The 14,536-nt window shown below is 71.1% G+C and carries 11 protein-coding genes and 1 rRNA gene; 5 read left to right on the top strand and 7 right to left on the bottom strand.

From position 1 onward, the window contains the following. Window positions 1-8: 8 nt before the first annotated feature. Both AB0877_RS24980 and ileS read right to left on the bottom strand, forming a co-directional pair. A complete protein-coding gene (locus AB0877_RS24980; protein WP_366611880.1) occupies window positions 9-698 on the bottom strand; it encodes a lysophospholipid acyltransferase family protein in 690 nt (229 codons plus the stop codon). Window positions 699-795: 97 nt separating this feature from the next. Continuing rightward, a complete protein-coding gene (ileS, locus tag AB0877_RS24975) occupies window positions 796-3,966 on the bottom strand; it encodes an isoleucine--tRNA ligase (protein WP_366611878.1) in 3,171 nt (1,056 codons plus the stop codon). Between the two features lie 309 nt (window positions 3,967-4,275). Between ileS and AB0877_RS24970 the strand changes: the two genes are divergently transcribed. The 3 genes from AB0877_RS24970 to sigJ all read left to right on the top strand — a co-directional run bounded on the left by AB0877_RS24970 (window position 4,276) and on the right by sigJ (window position 6,992). After that, window positions 4,276-5,295, top strand: a complete 1,020-nt coding sequence (locus AB0877_RS24970; RefSeq protein ID WP_366611876.1) for an ArsR family transcriptional regulator — start codon at window positions 4,276-4,278, stop codon at window positions 5,293-5,295. 381 nt (window positions 5,296-5,676) lie between these two features. Beyond that, the gene (locus tag AB0877_RS24965) at window positions 5,677-6,117 is read left to right on the top strand and encodes a carboxymuconolactone decarboxylase family protein (RefSeq protein WP_366611875.1); all 441 of its coding nucleotides are present in this window, start codon (window positions 5,677-5,679) and stop codon (window positions 6,115-6,117) included. Then, window positions 6,114-6,992 (top strand): RNA polymerase sigma factor SigJ, encoded by an 879-nt coding sequence (gene sigJ / locus AB0877_RS24960; protein WP_366611873.1) that lies wholly within the window; start codon window positions 6,114-6,116, stop codon window positions 6,990-6,992. Before AB0877_RS24965 ends, sigJ begins: the two co-directional genes overlap by 4 nt. A 37-nt stretch (window positions 6,993-7,029) precedes the next feature. Here the strand turns inward: sigJ and ndk are convergent, their stop codons facing one another. Continuing rightward, window positions 7,030-7,455 carry a nucleoside-diphosphate kinase gene (gene ndk / locus AB0877_RS24955; protein WP_088949743.1) on the bottom strand — a complete coding sequence of 142 codons (426 nt, stop codon included), beginning with the start codon at window positions 7,453-7,455 and terminating at the stop codon, window positions 7,030-7,032. Between the two features lie 141 nt (window positions 7,456-7,596). On the opposite strand from ndk, the gene AB0877_RS24950 reads away from it, so the two are divergent. Next, entirely contained in the window at window positions 7,597-9,054 is a 1,458-nt protein-coding gene (locus tag AB0877_RS24950) for a VOC family protein (RefSeq protein WP_366611872.1), read from the top strand. A gap of 35 nt (window positions 9,055-9,089) precedes the next feature. Here the strand turns inward: AB0877_RS24950 and AB0877_RS24945 are convergent, their stop codons facing one another. From AB0877_RS24945 to AB0877_RS24935, 3 genes are read right to left on the bottom strand one after another with little or no spacing between them, the layout of a single operon-like run. Further along, on the bottom strand, window positions 9,090-9,527 hold the full coding sequence (locus tag AB0877_RS24945) for a DUF4233 domain-containing protein (RefSeq protein WP_366611870.1): 438 nt from the start codon (window positions 9,525-9,527) through the stop codon (window positions 9,090-9,092). Then, window positions 9,524-10,858 carry a folylpolyglutamate synthase/dihydrofolate synthase family protein gene (locus AB0877_RS24940; RefSeq protein WP_366611869.1) on the bottom strand — a complete coding sequence of 445 codons (1,335 nt, stop codon included), beginning with the start codon at window positions 10,856-10,858 and terminating at the stop codon, window positions 9,524-9,526. Before AB0877_RS24940 ends, AB0877_RS24945 begins: the two co-directional genes overlap by 4 nt. After that, entirely contained in the window at window positions 10,855-13,473 is a 2,619-nt protein-coding gene (locus tag AB0877_RS24935) for a valine--tRNA ligase (RefSeq protein WP_366611868.1), read from the bottom strand. Before AB0877_RS24935 ends, AB0877_RS24940 begins: the two co-directional genes overlap by 4 nt. A 69-nt stretch (window positions 13,474-13,542) precedes the next feature. Between AB0877_RS24935 and AB0877_RS24930 the strand changes: the two genes are divergently transcribed. Next, the gene (locus AB0877_RS24930) at window positions 13,543-14,229 is read left to right on the top strand and encodes a hypothetical protein (protein WP_366611866.1); all 687 of its coding nucleotides are present in this window, start codon (window positions 13,543-13,545) and stop codon (window positions 14,227-14,229) included. 220 nt (window positions 14,230-14,449) lie between these two features. Here the strand turns inward: AB0877_RS24930 and rrf are convergent. Beyond that, a 5S ribosomal RNA gene (rrf, locus tag AB0877_RS24925) occupies window positions 14,450-14,536 on the bottom strand; the annotation flags it as partial.

Raw genomic sequence — 14,536 nt, 5'->3', positions numbered from 1 at the left:
TCTCGGGGTCAGGCGTCGCGGGTCGGGTCCGGGTGGGCGCGCGGCGGGGCGTAGCGGGGCACGTACTCCTGGCCGGTGAGCTTCTGGATCTCGCTCATCAGCTCGTCGGTCATCTGCCGCAGCGAGGCGCGGTCGTCCGGTCGGCCGGTGAAGTCCAGCGGCTTGCCGAATCGAACCGTGATCTTGGCAGTGCCCGGCCGGGGCACCCGGGCGCCGATCGGCTGCGCCTTGTCCGTGCCGATCATGCCGACCGGGATGATCGGCACGCCGGCCGAGATCGCCAGCCGGGCCGCGCCGGTCCGCCCCCGGTAGAGCTTGCCGTCCGGCGAGCGGGTGCCCTCCGGGTAGACCACCACCAGGTCACCGCCCCTGAGCGCCGGGATCGCCGCGTCGAACGCGGACAGCGCCGCCCGGCCGCCGGCCCGCTCGACCGGGATCGCACCGAGGCCGGTGAGGACGAACTTGGAGATCGCACCCTTCACGCCGGTGCCGTTGAAATATTCCGACTTGGCCCAGAACGCCAGGTGCCGGGGCACGACCGTGCCGAGGAACAACTCGTCGGCCACCGAGAGGTGGTTGCCGGCGAAGATCGCGCCGCCGGTCTCCGGCACGTGTTCCAGGCCCTCCACGGTCGGGCGGAACGCCACCCGCAGCGTGGGGCCCACGGTCAGCTTGCCGATGGTGTAGAGCAGCGGCACTGGTCCTCCGGCAGATGAAATGCGAGCAGGCGGTGTCACCGTAGCGGACGCCTCCACACCCCGCAGACGGAGGTGTGGAGGCGTCCGCGTCCGCGCGCTACGACCGGCGGACGGTGACCGTGATCTGCTCGCCCTCGCCGACCTCACCGGCGAAGCCGTCGAGGCCCTCGGCGAAGTCGACCGAGTCCGCCAGCACCTCGGTGGCGACGACGTCGACGTACGCGGACACCGCCGCGCGCACCTCGTCGGACCCGGACACCGCCACCACGATCCGGTCCGAGACGTCCAGGTCGGCGTCCCGGCGGGCCTGCTGCACCACCCGCACCACGTCCCGGGCCAGCCCCTCGGCGGCCAGCTCCGGAGTGACGTCGGTGTCCAGCACCACCACGCCCTCGCCGCCGGGCAGCGGCGCGGAGTGCTCGGCGTCGGCGGCGATCAGGCGCAACTCGTACTCGCCCTCGGCCAGGGTGACGCCGGCGGCCACCGGTGCGCCGTCGACCAGCTCCCAGTCGCCCGCCTTGACCGCCTTGATCACCTGCTGCACCTGCTTGCCGACCCGCGGGCCGAGCGCCCGGGGCACCACGGTCAACACCTGCTCGCAGTACGCGGACAGGTCCGCGCTGAACTCCACGGTCTTCACGTTGACCTCGTCGGCGACCAGGTCGGCGAACGGCCGCAGCTGCTCCGCGGCCGGCGAGGCCACGGTCAGCGTCGACAGCGGCAGTCGCACCCGCAGCCCCTTGGCCTTGCGCAGCGACAGCGCCGCCGAGGCGACCGCCCGCACGTTGTCCATCGCCGCCACGAGGTCGTGGTCGGCCGGGAACTCCTCCGCCGAGGGCCAGTCGGTCAGGTGCACCGAACGCTCCCCGGTCAGGCCACGCCAGATCTCCTCGGCGGTCAGCGGCGCGAGCGGCGCCACCACCCGGCAGAGCGTCTCCAGCACCGTCGACAGGGTGTCGAAGGCGTTGGCGTCACCGGACCAGAACCGGTCCCGGGACCGGCGCACGTACCAGTTGGTCAGCGCGTCGAGGTAGGACCGGACGCTGGCGCAGGCACCGGAGATGTCGTACGCGTCCATCTGCGCGCCGACCGTGGACACCAGCTCGTTCGTCTTGGCCAGCACGTACCGGTCGAGCAGGTGGGTGGAGTCGGTGCGTCGCCGGGCCTGATACCCGTCGGCGTTGGCGTAGAGCGTGAAGAAGTAGTACACGTTCCACAGCGGCAGCAGCACCTGCCGGACGGCGTCGCGGATGCCCGCCTCGGTGACCGCCATGTCCCCACCGCGCAGCACCGGCGAGGACATCAGCATCCAGCGCATCGCGTCCGAGCCGTACGCGTCGAAGACGTGGTAGACGTCCGGGTAGTTGCGCAGACTCTTGGACATCTTGCGCCCGTCCGAGCCGAGCAGGATGCCGTGGCTCAGGCAGTTGCGGAACGCCGGCCGGTCGAACAGCGCGGTGGCCAGCACGTGCATGGTGTAGAACCAACCGCGGGTCTGCCCGATGTACTCGACGATGAAGTCACCCGGGTAGTGGTGCTCGAACCAGTCGGCGTTCTCGAACGGGTAGTGCACCTGGGCGAACGGCATCGACCCGGACTCGAACCAACAGTCCAGCACCTCCGGCACCCGGCGCATCATCGACTGCCCGGTCGGGTCGTCCGGGTTGGGGCGGACCAGGTCGTCCACCGCCGGCCGGTGCAGGTCGGTCAGGCGTACGCCGAAGTCCCGCTCGATGTCGGCCAGCGAACCGTAGACGTCCAGGCGCGGGTAGTTCGGGTCGTCGGACTTCCACGCCGGGATCGGCGAGCCCCAGAACCGGTTCCGGCTGATCGACCAGTCCCGGGCGTTGGCCAGCCACTTGCCGAACGAGCCGTCCTTGATGTGGCCGGGCGTCCAGTTGATCTCCTGGTTCAGCTCGACCATCCGGTCCCGGAACTGCGTCACCGCGACGAACCACGACGACACCGCCTTGTAGACCAGCGGGGTGTCACAACGCCAGCAGTGCGGGTACGAGTGGGTGTAGGTGTCCTGCCTGAGCACCACCCCCCGGTCCTTCAGCTCCCGGATCACCGGCTTGTTGACGTCGAAGACCTGCTCACCCTGGTACGGCGGGACCAGCGCGGTGAACCGGGTGTGGTCGTCGACGGTGACGATGGTGGGGATGCCGGCGGCGTTGCAGACGTTCTGGTCGTCCTCACCGAAGGCCGGGGCCAGGTGCACGATCCCGGTGCCGTCCTCGGTGGTGACGAACTCCGCGCCGAGCACCTGGTAGGCGTTCTCCCCGGCCTGCTCGACGAGGAAGTCGAACAGCGGCGTGTAGCGGCGTCCGACCAGGTCCCGGCCGTACACCGAGCCGACCTGCTGGTAGCCCTCCAGCTCCTTGGCGTACGCGGCCAGCCGCGCCGCCCCCACCAGGTAGCGGTCGCCACTGCGCTCGCTGTCGGGGGAAACCCGGTGTTCGAGCACCGCGTACTCGATGTCGGGGCCGACGGCGAGCGCCAGGTTCGACGGCAGGGTCCACGGCGTGGTGGTCCAGACGCCCAGCTTGACCGGCCCGCGCAGCAGCTCCGGCGCGGAGTCGTCGGCGGTCAGCCCGAACCACACGGTCAGCGTGGGATCGTGCCGGTCCCGGTAGACGTCGTCCATCCGGGTCTCGGTGTTCGACAGCGGCGTCTCACAGCGCCAGCAGTACGCCAGCACCCGGAAGCCCTCGTAGATCAGACCCTTGTCGTGCAGGGTCTTGAAGGCCCACATGACGCTTTCCATGTAGTCCAGGTCGAGGGTCTTGTAGTCGTTGGTGAAGTCGACCCAGCGGGCCTGCCGGTTGATGTACCGCTCCCAGTCCTGGGTGAACTCCAGCACCGAGGTGCGGCAGGCCTCGTTGAACCGGTCCACGCCCAGGTCGATGATCTCCGCCTTGCTGGTGATGCCGAGCTGCTTCTCGGCCACCACCTCGGCGGGCAGGCCGTGACAGTCCCAGCCGAAACGCCGCTCGACGTGCCGGCCGCGCATGGTCTGGTAGCGCGGCACCACGTCCTTGACGTAGCCGGTGAACAGGTGACCGTAGTGCGGCAGGCCGTTGGCGAACGGCGGGCCGTCGTAGAAGACGTACTCGTTCTTGCCGTCGGTGCCGGCGGGGCGGGCCTCGATGCTGGCCTCGAAGGTCTTGTCGGCCGTCCAGTGCTCCAGCACCCGGCGCTCGACCGCGGGCAGGTCCGGGCTCGCCGGAACACCGGCGGCGGTCGGGTCGTGCAACGGATAGGCCATCGGGGGTCGCTCTCCTCATGCAGCTCACTCAACGTGGGTCTGCGAGGACGAACCTCCGGGTACGCCTGGAACGGCGCTCCCGGGTGGCCCGCGGTACCACCCCGCTTGGCGGTCAGGATCGACCGCCCGCTCATTTGTCGGCTGTGACGGGCCGCACCCGTCCGGTTCTACTGGGCCGGTTGCCCGGCTGTTCTTCCGGAGGCTCACCGGTGATGGCCGGGTCATCGCCTTTCGGTGCTCAACGATACTCGACCCGCCGCCCGTCCCGCCGCCGAGTGAACGCCCGCGCCGGCACCCTAGGCTGACCGGGTGATCCGGATCGAGTTGGACGAGCCGACGCTGCTCCGGACCCGGATCGCCACCAGCCCGCTCTGGGAGGTGCTGACCAGTCTGTTACTGCTGCACCGCAGTCCGATCGAGGTGCCCTGGCCGTACACCGCCTGGGCGCGGCACGCACGGCGGGTGCTCGACGACGTGCCGGCGACCGCGCCGGCCCGGCTGCTGACCATGGGCCTGCCCGCACCGGACTTCCTCAGCCCGATCCCCACGCTGGCCGCGCCGACCCTGGCCGACCAGCTCGCCGAGCTGCGCGCGACGCCGGCCGAGGTGATCGCCGAGCAGATCCCCCACTACTACCACCCGGACGACCTGCCGGAGTGGCTCCGCCCGTTCGTCACGGACCGGCGGGCCGCGCTGGACCGGCTCGCCGACGGCATCCAGGCGTACTGGGACGCGGCCATCGCGCCGTGGTGGCCGGCGATGCAGGCGGCGCTGGACGAGGAGGTGCTGCATCGGGCCCGGGCGCTCGCCGCGTACGGCCCGGACGCGCTCCTGGCCGACCTGCATGAACGGGTGCGCTGGAACAGGCCGGTGCTGACCCTGGTGAAACCGTCGGAGCAGCAGTTCAAAACGGTGAACCAGCGACTGCTGCTGCTTCCCCTGATCTTCTCGCAGGGGGCTCTCGTTTGCGCCACCGACCATCCGGAGATCATCGCCGTCTCCTACCAGGCACGCGGGGCGGCGGTGCTCGCCGAGGGTGGGCCGGTCCCGGCGGCCCGGACGTCACCGGCCACGGATCGGCTGGCGGTGCTGGTCGGTCGGGGTCGCGCCCAGGTGCTGCGGGCGCTGGCGAGGCCAGCCACCACCGCGGGCCTCGCAGCCACGTTGGGGCTGGCGACGAGCACCGTGTCGGAGCAGCTCTCCGCGCTGCTGGCCGCCGGGGTGGTGCACCGGCGCCGGGTGGGCCGGCGGGTGTTGTACGGCCTGGAACCGGCCGGTCTGGCACTGGTGCAGCTCGTCGGTGACGAGCCGACGAGCGCCTCGGCCTGAGCATTCGGCTCGATCCGAATCCGTTTCCCATTCGTATCCGTCACTCCTAGCCTGTGGATCACGATCGAACACGCGATCAAGGCGGACGGGGTGGGTCACCACCCGAGCGCCGGAAGGTCCGGGCAGACCGCGGCGTCGACCTGACGGTCGGCAACGGGGAGCTGCTCGGCCTGCCCGGACCAGACGGCGCTGCCAGACCCCATCCCCGACCCGACCCCCGTTGATCATGGAGTTGTTGCCTCGCTCGACGGCGTGTCGTGGCGACAACTCCATGATCGACCGGGGGTTGGGGCTTGGGATGAGCGGGATCACAGTCGGGGTTGTCACGAGCCGGACCGGCCCGGTCGTCGTAGGGGCGTCGGACCGATCAGGGAGGTAGTCGTGCAACGGATGAACCCGGCCGAGGTCGCACCGCAGGCGTACAAGGCCGTCATGGGGTTGGAGAAGTACGTCCAGGCGAACATCGACCGCACCGTGCTGGAGCTGGTGAAACTGCGGGCGTCGATGATCAACGGGTGCGCGTACTGCGTGGACATGCACAGCCGGGACTCGCTCGCCGGCGGCGAGTCGAGCCGGCGGTTGTTCGCGGTGGCCGCCTGGCGGGAGTCCCCCTTCTTCGACGAGCGGGAGCGGGCCGCGCTGGCCCTCACCGACGCGGTCACCCGGCTCGGCGAGCACGGGGTGCCGGACGAGGTGTGGGATGACGCCGCGAAGGTCTGGTCGGAGAAGGAACTGGCCGACCTCGTCATCGCGATTGCCACAATCAACGTGTGGAACCGGATCGGGGTGACGATGCGGCTGGAGCCTCCGGCCCAGGCGTGACCACCGCGGCGGCAGCGGAGGCGGCCGGTGCGCTCGAGGCGCACCGGCCGATGCTGCTCGGTCTCGCGTACCGCCTGCTCGGCAGCCGGCACGACGCGGAGGACGTGCTCCAGGAGGCGTACCTGCGCTGGCTCGGTGTGGACCGGGCCCGGGTCGAGGAGCCACGCCGGTACCTGTCCAGGGTGGTCACCCGGTTGGCGCTGGACCGGCTGCGGGCGCGGCAGGCGGCCCGGGAGACGTACGTCGGGACGTGGCTGCCCGAGCCGGTGCCGACCGCGCCCTCGCCGTTCGGTCCGTTGGACCGGGTGGAGCTGCGCGACTCGCTCTCCACGGCGTTGCTGCACGTCCTGGAGCGGCTCACACCGCCGGAGCGCGCGGTGTACGTCCTGCACACGGCCTTCGACCTGCCTTACGCGGAGATCGCCGAGATCCTGGACCGTTCCGTCGTCGACTGTCGGCAGCTGTTCCACCGCGCGTCCGCGCGGGTACGGCAGGAGCAGCGTCGGTTCACCGCCAGCCGCGCGGAACGGGAGCGGCTGCTGGACGCGTTCCTCGCCGTCGCCCGCGACGGTGACCTGGCGAGGCTCACCGACCTGGTGGCGGCCGACGCCACCGCGTGGAACGACGGCGGCGGTCGGGCGCGGGCCGCCCTCAATCCGGTCACCGGCGCCGACCGGATCGCCCGGTTCTACGCCGGGGTCTACGGCCCGCGTCACCGGGTTGCGATGGATCCGGTCGAGCTGAACGGGGAACCGGCGATGCTGATCACCCGCGCGGACGGCAGTCGGTACACGCTGACCATCGCCGCGGCCGACGGACGGATCACCGGGATCTACGTTGTCGGAAACCCGGCAAAGGTGCCGGCGATCGGTTGAACCCGGGCGTCGTCGGTCGACCCCGGGCCGGTGGGTGTCAGCCCAGCTCGGGGAACCAGAGCGCGATCTCGCGCTTGGCGCTGTCCGTCGAGTCGGAGGCGTGCACCAGGTTCTCCCGGTTGGACAGCGACAGGTCACCCCGGATGGTGCCGGCGGCGGCCTTGCGTCCGTCGGTGGCGCCGACCAGCCCGCGGACCACGTCGATGACCTGGTCGCCGGAGAGCACCAGGGCGACCAGCGGGCCGCCGGTCATGAAGTCCTTCAACGGCGGGTAGAACGCCTTGTCGACGTGCTCGGCGTAGTGCTCGTCGGCGAGCGCGGCATCCATCGTCCGGTGCGCCATCGCGTCGATTCGCAGCCCCTTGCGCTCGAAGCGGGAGAGAACCTCGCCGACCAGGCCGCGGCGGACCGCGTCGGGCTTGATCAGAACGAGGCTGCGCTCATCCGGGCTGTTGCTGGACACGCTGGGTTCCTCCTGTACGCGCTGAACGCTCGGGATCGGTACGGTCAGCCTAGCGACCCGGTCCCGGCGCCGGCGCGGCGGCCGGTCTTTCCCCCGGTGGCCGATCCGGCCTAGCCTGGTCCTGACCCCGGGAGGTCCACTGTGGCGAATGGCGGGAACCGACCCATCGCGCCGGTACGCAAGCTGATCGGCGCGGTGCTGGGCACCGTTGCCACGTTCGTCGTCCTGTTCGGGCTCGGCATGACGAGTTGGGCCATCGTCGCTCTGGGGATCGCCCTGCTGGTGCTGGCGATCGCGCTGGCAACCGTACGCGGCGGCGGTCGCACGTGGGTCGTCGGCGTCGGGCACGTGCACAGCGCCTCCGAACCACCCACCCAGTACGCTTTCGGCCGCTGCGAACTGCAACTGGTGATCGACGCCCCTGGTCTGCCGCCGCGGTCCAAGAAGATCATTGAGCCGAGGGTGCCGGTCTCCAAGTGGCCGTCGCTGGGCCAGACCCTGCCGATCCGGGTCGCGTTGGACGACCAGCGGCACGTGAAGGTCCTCTGGGACGAGGTGCTCACCCACGCCGAGACCGCCGCTGCCGTCGCCGATCTCCCGCCGGAGTTCGCCGACGCGGAGCCGGTGGACGAGCTGTTGATCCAGCAGGACGCGCCGCCGTGGGCCGACCGCGCACCCGACGACGACTTCCGCGACCCGGTCGGTGACCCGTTCCGGGACCCGCTCGGTGACCCGCTGCGCACCGAACCCTCGCGCGACGACCTCCGGCGCGACGACCCGGTCGTCGTGCCCGAGGAGCGCGAGCCAGTGGTGATGCACCAGAGCCCGGGTGGCCCGGTGGTGTTGGAGGGCGTGGTCGTCGAGCCGCAAGCCGGTGGGCTGCCCCGACGGGCCACCACCCCGGCGCCGCGCCCGCCCGCCGACGAGCGCTTCGACGAGCCCGCCGCCGACCGGTTCGACGCTTCGCAGGCCAGCGACACGAGCCCCCCGCCGGCCGGGGACTCCGCAGACCCGCCCAGCGCGCAGCGCGTCGAGCAGGCGAGCGCTCAGCGCTTCGAGCCGCCGCCCACGCAGCGCTCCGGCCCGGGCACCTCCGACCCGCTGGACCCACTCGATCTTCCGCTGGACGACCCCTCCCCGGCCGGGGCCGCACGCACGACAGTGACCGACGAGGAACTGGACCAGGCGATCTTCGGGTTCGACGCCGGCGCGGACCCGGCCGGGCCGATCAGCGGGGTGGGCCTCACCCTGCTGGTGACCGACCTGCAACGGTCGCTCGGTTTCTACCGCGACGTGCTCGGCTTCAACGAGGTCGACCAGGGCGCCCACAACGCCGTCCTGGCCTCCGGGGCGACCCGGATCGTCCTGCGCGAGGTGACCGGGGCGGCACCCATCAGCCGCCGACTCGTGCACGTCAACCTTGAGGTGAGCGACATCGAGGCGGCGTACGAGCGGTTGCGCGAGTCGGGCGTCCGCTTCACGTACGCGCCCCGGGTGGTCAACCGGGGCACCAAGCTGGAGGGGTGGGCGGCGGCCTTCCGCGACCCGGATGGCCACGGCGTCGCGCTCACCCAGTGGCGCGAACGCGCCGACGCCTGACCCGGCCCGCCTTCGGACAGCGGCCGGGTCCGCGGTCAGCCGAGAATGACGCGGCGAACGTGCAACGCGTACGCCCAGACCAGGGCGAAGATGATGCCCAGCCCGAGCAGCGACCAGTGCAGCAGACCGCCCAGCAGCAGCAACCCCTGAAGCACGGTGCCGGCGTTCCAGGCCCAGGGCCGACGCATCATGCCGGCGAGCACCACGGCGGCCACCGCCAGGGCCACCACCGCACCGATCGCCGCGCCGCCGAGGTCACCGCCGACCACCCGGATCGGCTGGATCGCCAGCAACAGCACCAGCGCCTCCAGGCTGAGCGTGCCAGCGCCGAGACCGCGTACCGCCCGCTCCGGGTTGCGCAACCCGGAGCGTCGCGGCTGCCCGGCCGTGGGTTCCTCCTCCCCCACCGGCTGCCCGACCGACGGGCCGGTCGCGTCTTCGGTGGGGTGCGGGTCCCGCTCCGGGCCGGTCATCGCTTCAGCAGCCGGCGCGCGTCGGCGACCGTCACCACGGACCCGGTGACCAGCACCCCGACCCCGCTCAACTCACCCGGGACGTCCTCCTCGGCCAACGCCACCGCCACCTCGATGGCGTCCGGCATCTCCGGGGCCACATGCACCCGATCCTCGCCGAAGATCTCGGCGGCCAGCGCGCCGAGTTCCTCCGCCGGCATCGCCCGTGGCGAGCTGTTCCTGGTGACCACGATCTGGTCGACCACCGGCTCGAGCAGCTCCAGCAGCGCCTCCGCGTCCTTGTCGGCGAGGACGCCGAGCACGGCCACCAGCTTGCTGAACGCGAACTCCTCCTGGAGCGCGGTGACGGTGGCCCGCATGCCGTGCGGGTTGTGCGCACCGTCCAGCAGGACGGTCGGGGCGTTACGGACCCGCTCCAGACGACCCGGGGAACTTGTCGAGGCGAAGCCCTCCCGGACCGCTTCGATGTCCAGCTGACGTCGGGCCCCCGCACCCAGGAACGCCTCGACGGCGGCGAGCGCCACCGCCGCGTTCTGCGCCTGGTGGGCACCGTGCAGCGGAATGAACACGTCGTCGTACACGCCGCCCAGCCCCTGGAGGCTGAGGACCTGACCGCCGACCGCGACCGCCCGACCCCGTACCCCGAACTCACCGCCCTCCCGGGCGATGGTGGCCCCGACCTCGGCGCAGCGGTCGAGGATGGGACCTGCCGCCTCCTCGTCCTGCGCCGCCGCGATGACCGTGGCGCCCGGGTGGATGATTCCGGCCTTCGCCAGCGCGATGTCCTGGAGCGTGTCACCGAGCCACTCGGTGTGGTCCAGCCCGATCGGGGTGATCACACAGACCCCGGCCTGGAGGACGTTCGTGGCGTCCTCGGCACCGCCGAGGCCCACCTCGACCACCGCGATGTCGACCGGCGCGTCCGCGAAGGTGGCGAACGCCAGCGCGGTGGTCATGTCGAAGTACGTCAGCGGCTCGTCGGACCGCGCGTCGACCAGGTCGGCCAGCGGCTTGATCTCCCGGTACACCGCGGCGAACCGCTCCTCGCTGACCGGCTCCCCGTCCAGGCTGATCCGCTCCCGGACGGTCTCCAGGTGCGGGCTGGTGTACCGCCCGGTGTGCAGCCCGAACGCCCGCAGCAGCGAATCGATCATCCGCGCGGTGGAGGTCTTGCCGTTGGTGCCGGTCAGGTGGATCGCCGGGTACGCCCGCTGCGGGCTGCCGAGCAGGTCGAGCAGCGACTCGATCCGGTCCAGCTCGAAGACCATGCGGGTGAAGCCACGGGCGTTCAGCTCGGCCTCGACGGCGGCGAAATCGGTACGGTCGGTCACGAGGGCAGTGTCTCCAGAGCAGCGTCGATCCGGACCAGGTCGGCCTCGGCGGTGGCGAGCCGGTCGCGGATCTTCGCGACCACCGGCTCGGGGGCCTTGCCGATGAAGGCAGGGTTGTCGAGCTTCGCCCGCGCCTGCGCGACCTCCTTCTCGGCTGCCGCGCGGTCCTTCGTCAGCCGGGCCCGCTCGGCCGCCACGTCGATCGACCCCCGGGTGTCCAACGCGACACCGACCGCGCCGGGCATGGCCAAGGTGGCGCTGGCCTGGAAGTCGTCACCGGCCGGATCCAACCGGACCAGCGAGCGGATCAGCGGCTCGTGGGCAGCGATACCCGCGCCGGACAGCCCGTCCAGGCGGGCAGCCACCCGCTGCGTGGGGCGCAGCCCCTGGTCGGACCGGAACCGGCGGATCTCGGTGACCACCCGTTGAACGCCGACCAGCTCGGCCTCGGCGGCGTCGTCGATCAGCGACCGGTCGGCCACCGGCCAGGCGGCGGCCTGCACCGTCTCGCCGCCGGTCAACGCGAGCCACAGCTCCTCGGTGACGAACGGGATGACCGGGTGCAGCAGCCGTAGCAGCTGGTCGAGCACGTGCCCGAGCACCCGACGGCTGGCCTCCGCGCGCTCACCGCCCTCGGCGAGCACCGGCTTGCTCAGCTCGACGTACCAGTCGCAGACGTCGTCCCAGGCGAAGTGGTAGAGCAGGTCGCACACCTTGGCGAACTCGTACGCCTCGAGCTGCTCGTCGACCTCGGCGGTGACGTGCGCCAACCGGGACAGGATCCACCGGTCGACGGTGGAGAGCTGCTCGGTGGGGGGCAGGTCGCCGGTGGTGTGCGCGCCGTTCATCAGGGCGAACCGGGTGGCGTTCCAGAGCTTGTTGCAGAAGTTGCGGGAGCCCTGGCACCACTCCTCGCTGACCGGGACGTCCTGGCCGGGGTTCGCGCCCCGCGCCAGGGTGAACCGGGTGGCGTCGGCGCCGTACCGGTCGATCCAGTCCAACGGGTCGACCACGTTGCCGAACGACTTCGACATCTTCTTGCCGAACTGGTCGCGCACCATGCCGTGCAGTGCGACCACGTCGAAGGGCGGCCGGCCGTCCATCGCGTAGAGGCCGAACATCATCATCCGGGCGACCCAGAAGAACAGGATGTCGTACCCCGTGACCAGCACGCTGGTGGGGTAGAACTTCGCCAGGTCCGGGGTCTGCTCGGGCCAGCCCAGGGTGGAGAACGGCCACAGCCCGCTGGAGAACCAGGTGTCCAGGACGTCCTCGTCCTGGTGCCAGCCCTCGCCGGTCGGCGGCGCCTCGTCGGGGCCGACGCAGACGATCTCACCCGCAGGGCCGTACCAGACCGGGATGCGGTGCCCCCACCACAGCTGCCGGGAGATGCACCAGTCGTGCATGTTGTCGACCCAGGCGAAGTAGCGCTTGGCCAACTCGGCCGGCTCGATGCGGACCCGGCCGTCACGCACCGCGTCACCTGCGGCCTGGGCCAGCGGGGCGGTGTTGACGAACCACTGCAGCGACAGCCGCGGCTCGACGGTGGTCTTGCACCGCGAGCAGTGCCCCACCGCGTGCACGTACGGACGCTTCTCGGCGACGATCCGGCCCTGCTCCCGCAGCGCCGCCACGATCGCCGGCCGCGCCTCGAACCGGTCCAGCCCCTCGAACGGGCCGGGCACGGTGATCACCCCGCGCTCGTCCATCACGGTCAGCGCGGGCAGGTCGTGCCGCTGGCCGATCTCGAAGTCGTTCGGGTCGTGGGCCGGCGTCACCTTGACCATGCCGGTGCCGAAGGACGGGTCGACGTGCGCGTCGGCGACGATCGGGATCCGGCGGCCGGTCAACGGCAGCTCGACCTCGGTGCCGATCAGGTGCTGGTAGCGCTCGTCGTCGGGGTGCACCGCCACGGCGGTGTCGCCGAGCATCGTCTCGGCCCGGGTGGTGGCCACCACGACCTCGTCGCTGTAGCGGATGGAGATCAGCTCGCCGTCGTCGTCGGTGTGCTCGACCTCGATGTCCGACAGGGCTGTGAGGCAGCGCGGACACCAGTTGATGATCCGGTTGGCCCGGTAGATCAGACCGTCGTCGAAGAGCTTCTTGAAGATCGTCTGGACGGCGCGGGTCAGCCCCTCGTCCATGGTGAAGCGCTCGCGGTCCCAGTCGACGGAGTCGCCGAGGCGACGCATCTGGCCGAGGATGGCGCCACCGGACTCGGCCTTCCACTGCCAGACCCGCTCGACGAACTTCTCCCGGCCGAGATCGTGCCGGGACAGCCCCTCGGCGGCGAGTTGACGCTCGACCAGGTTCTGGGTGGCGATGCCGGCGTGGTCCATGCCCGGCAGCCACAGCGCCTCGAAGCCCTGCATCCGCTTACGCCGGGTCAACGCGTCCATCAGCGTGTGCTCGAACGCGTGGCCCATGTGCAGCGAGCCGGTGACGTTCGGCGGCGGGATGACGATGGTGAACGGGGGCTTGTCGCTGTCGGCGGAGGCCCGGAAGTGCCCGCCGGCTACCCACTGCTCGTACCGTCGCTGCTCTACCTCACCGGGCTGGTACTGGCCGGCAAGGGTCGGGGCGTCGGGGCGTCGGGCATCCAGTCTCTCGGTCACCGGGCAAGTCTACGGAGGGCTTCCGCAGACCTGACGTGCGCCACCTGCCGTTCGCGTACGGTGTCGGCTATGTCCGACGCACATCTCACCGAGCGGTCGCGCGACGGCGGCCGCGAGCCGGTCGAGCTCACCGAAGAGCCGATCCAGCTGAGCACCCGGGACTCCGGAGGCGACCCCGACGAGCGGCCCAGCGGCTGGTCACGCCGACGCAAGATCGGTTGGACGGTCGCACTGGTGGTCGGTCTCGCCGGCGCCGGCGTTCTCGGTGTCGGTGGGTGGCGGGTGGCGCAGCAGAAGGACACCCAACTGGCCTCACCCGATCGGGTGGCCGGTCTGACTCGCGACGACAGCGAGCGGGCGAAGAGCACCGCCGACTATCTCCGCAGCGGTCTGGCGGCGAACATCGAGTTGGACCGCAGTTTCGGCACCGTCTACCGCGACCCGGCCGACGACAAGCGCTCCGTGCTCATCTTCGGAGGCACCACCCTGCTCTGGCAGCCGGAGCGGGACCTGGACAGCCTCTTCCGCCTGATGTCGGACGAGACCGGTGCGGTGAACGGTCTGCGGGAGCTGGCCGCGGGTGACCTCGGCGGGGTATTGAAGTGTGGCAGCACCAGCGGCGAGGGCGGTGACTTCGCGGTGTGCGGCTGGGCCGACCACGGCAGCGTGGTCATGGCGATGTTCCCGGGCCGGTCGGTCAGCGACGCCGGCGGCCTACTGCGCAACCTCCGCGCCGGGATGCAGACCCGAGACTGACCCAGCACAGCCGCCGGCCGCCCCGCCTGCCGCCCGGCCGCCCGGCCGCCCGGCCGCAAGATCGTGCAACATCCTGGATGTAGTGGTGTCCACACCCACGAGGCCACTACAACCAGGATCGAGCGTGACCTTGAACGGTCCCGCGGTCGCCGCGGTCAGGAAAAAAGGGGGGATACGCAAAGAAGCCCACCCCAATTGGGGTGGGCTTCTTCGGAAGATTGTCCGGCGGCGTCCTACTCTCCCACACCCTCACGAGTGCAGTACCATCGGCGCTGGAGGGCTTAGCTTCCGGGTTCGGAATGTAACC

Source organism: Micromonospora sp. NPDC047644 (genome assembly GCF_040704315.1).
Classification (GTDB): Bacteria; Actinomycetota; Actinomycetes; order Mycobacteriales; family Micromonosporaceae; genus Micromonospora.
This window is presented reverse-complemented; position numbering and strand designations above follow the sequence as displayed.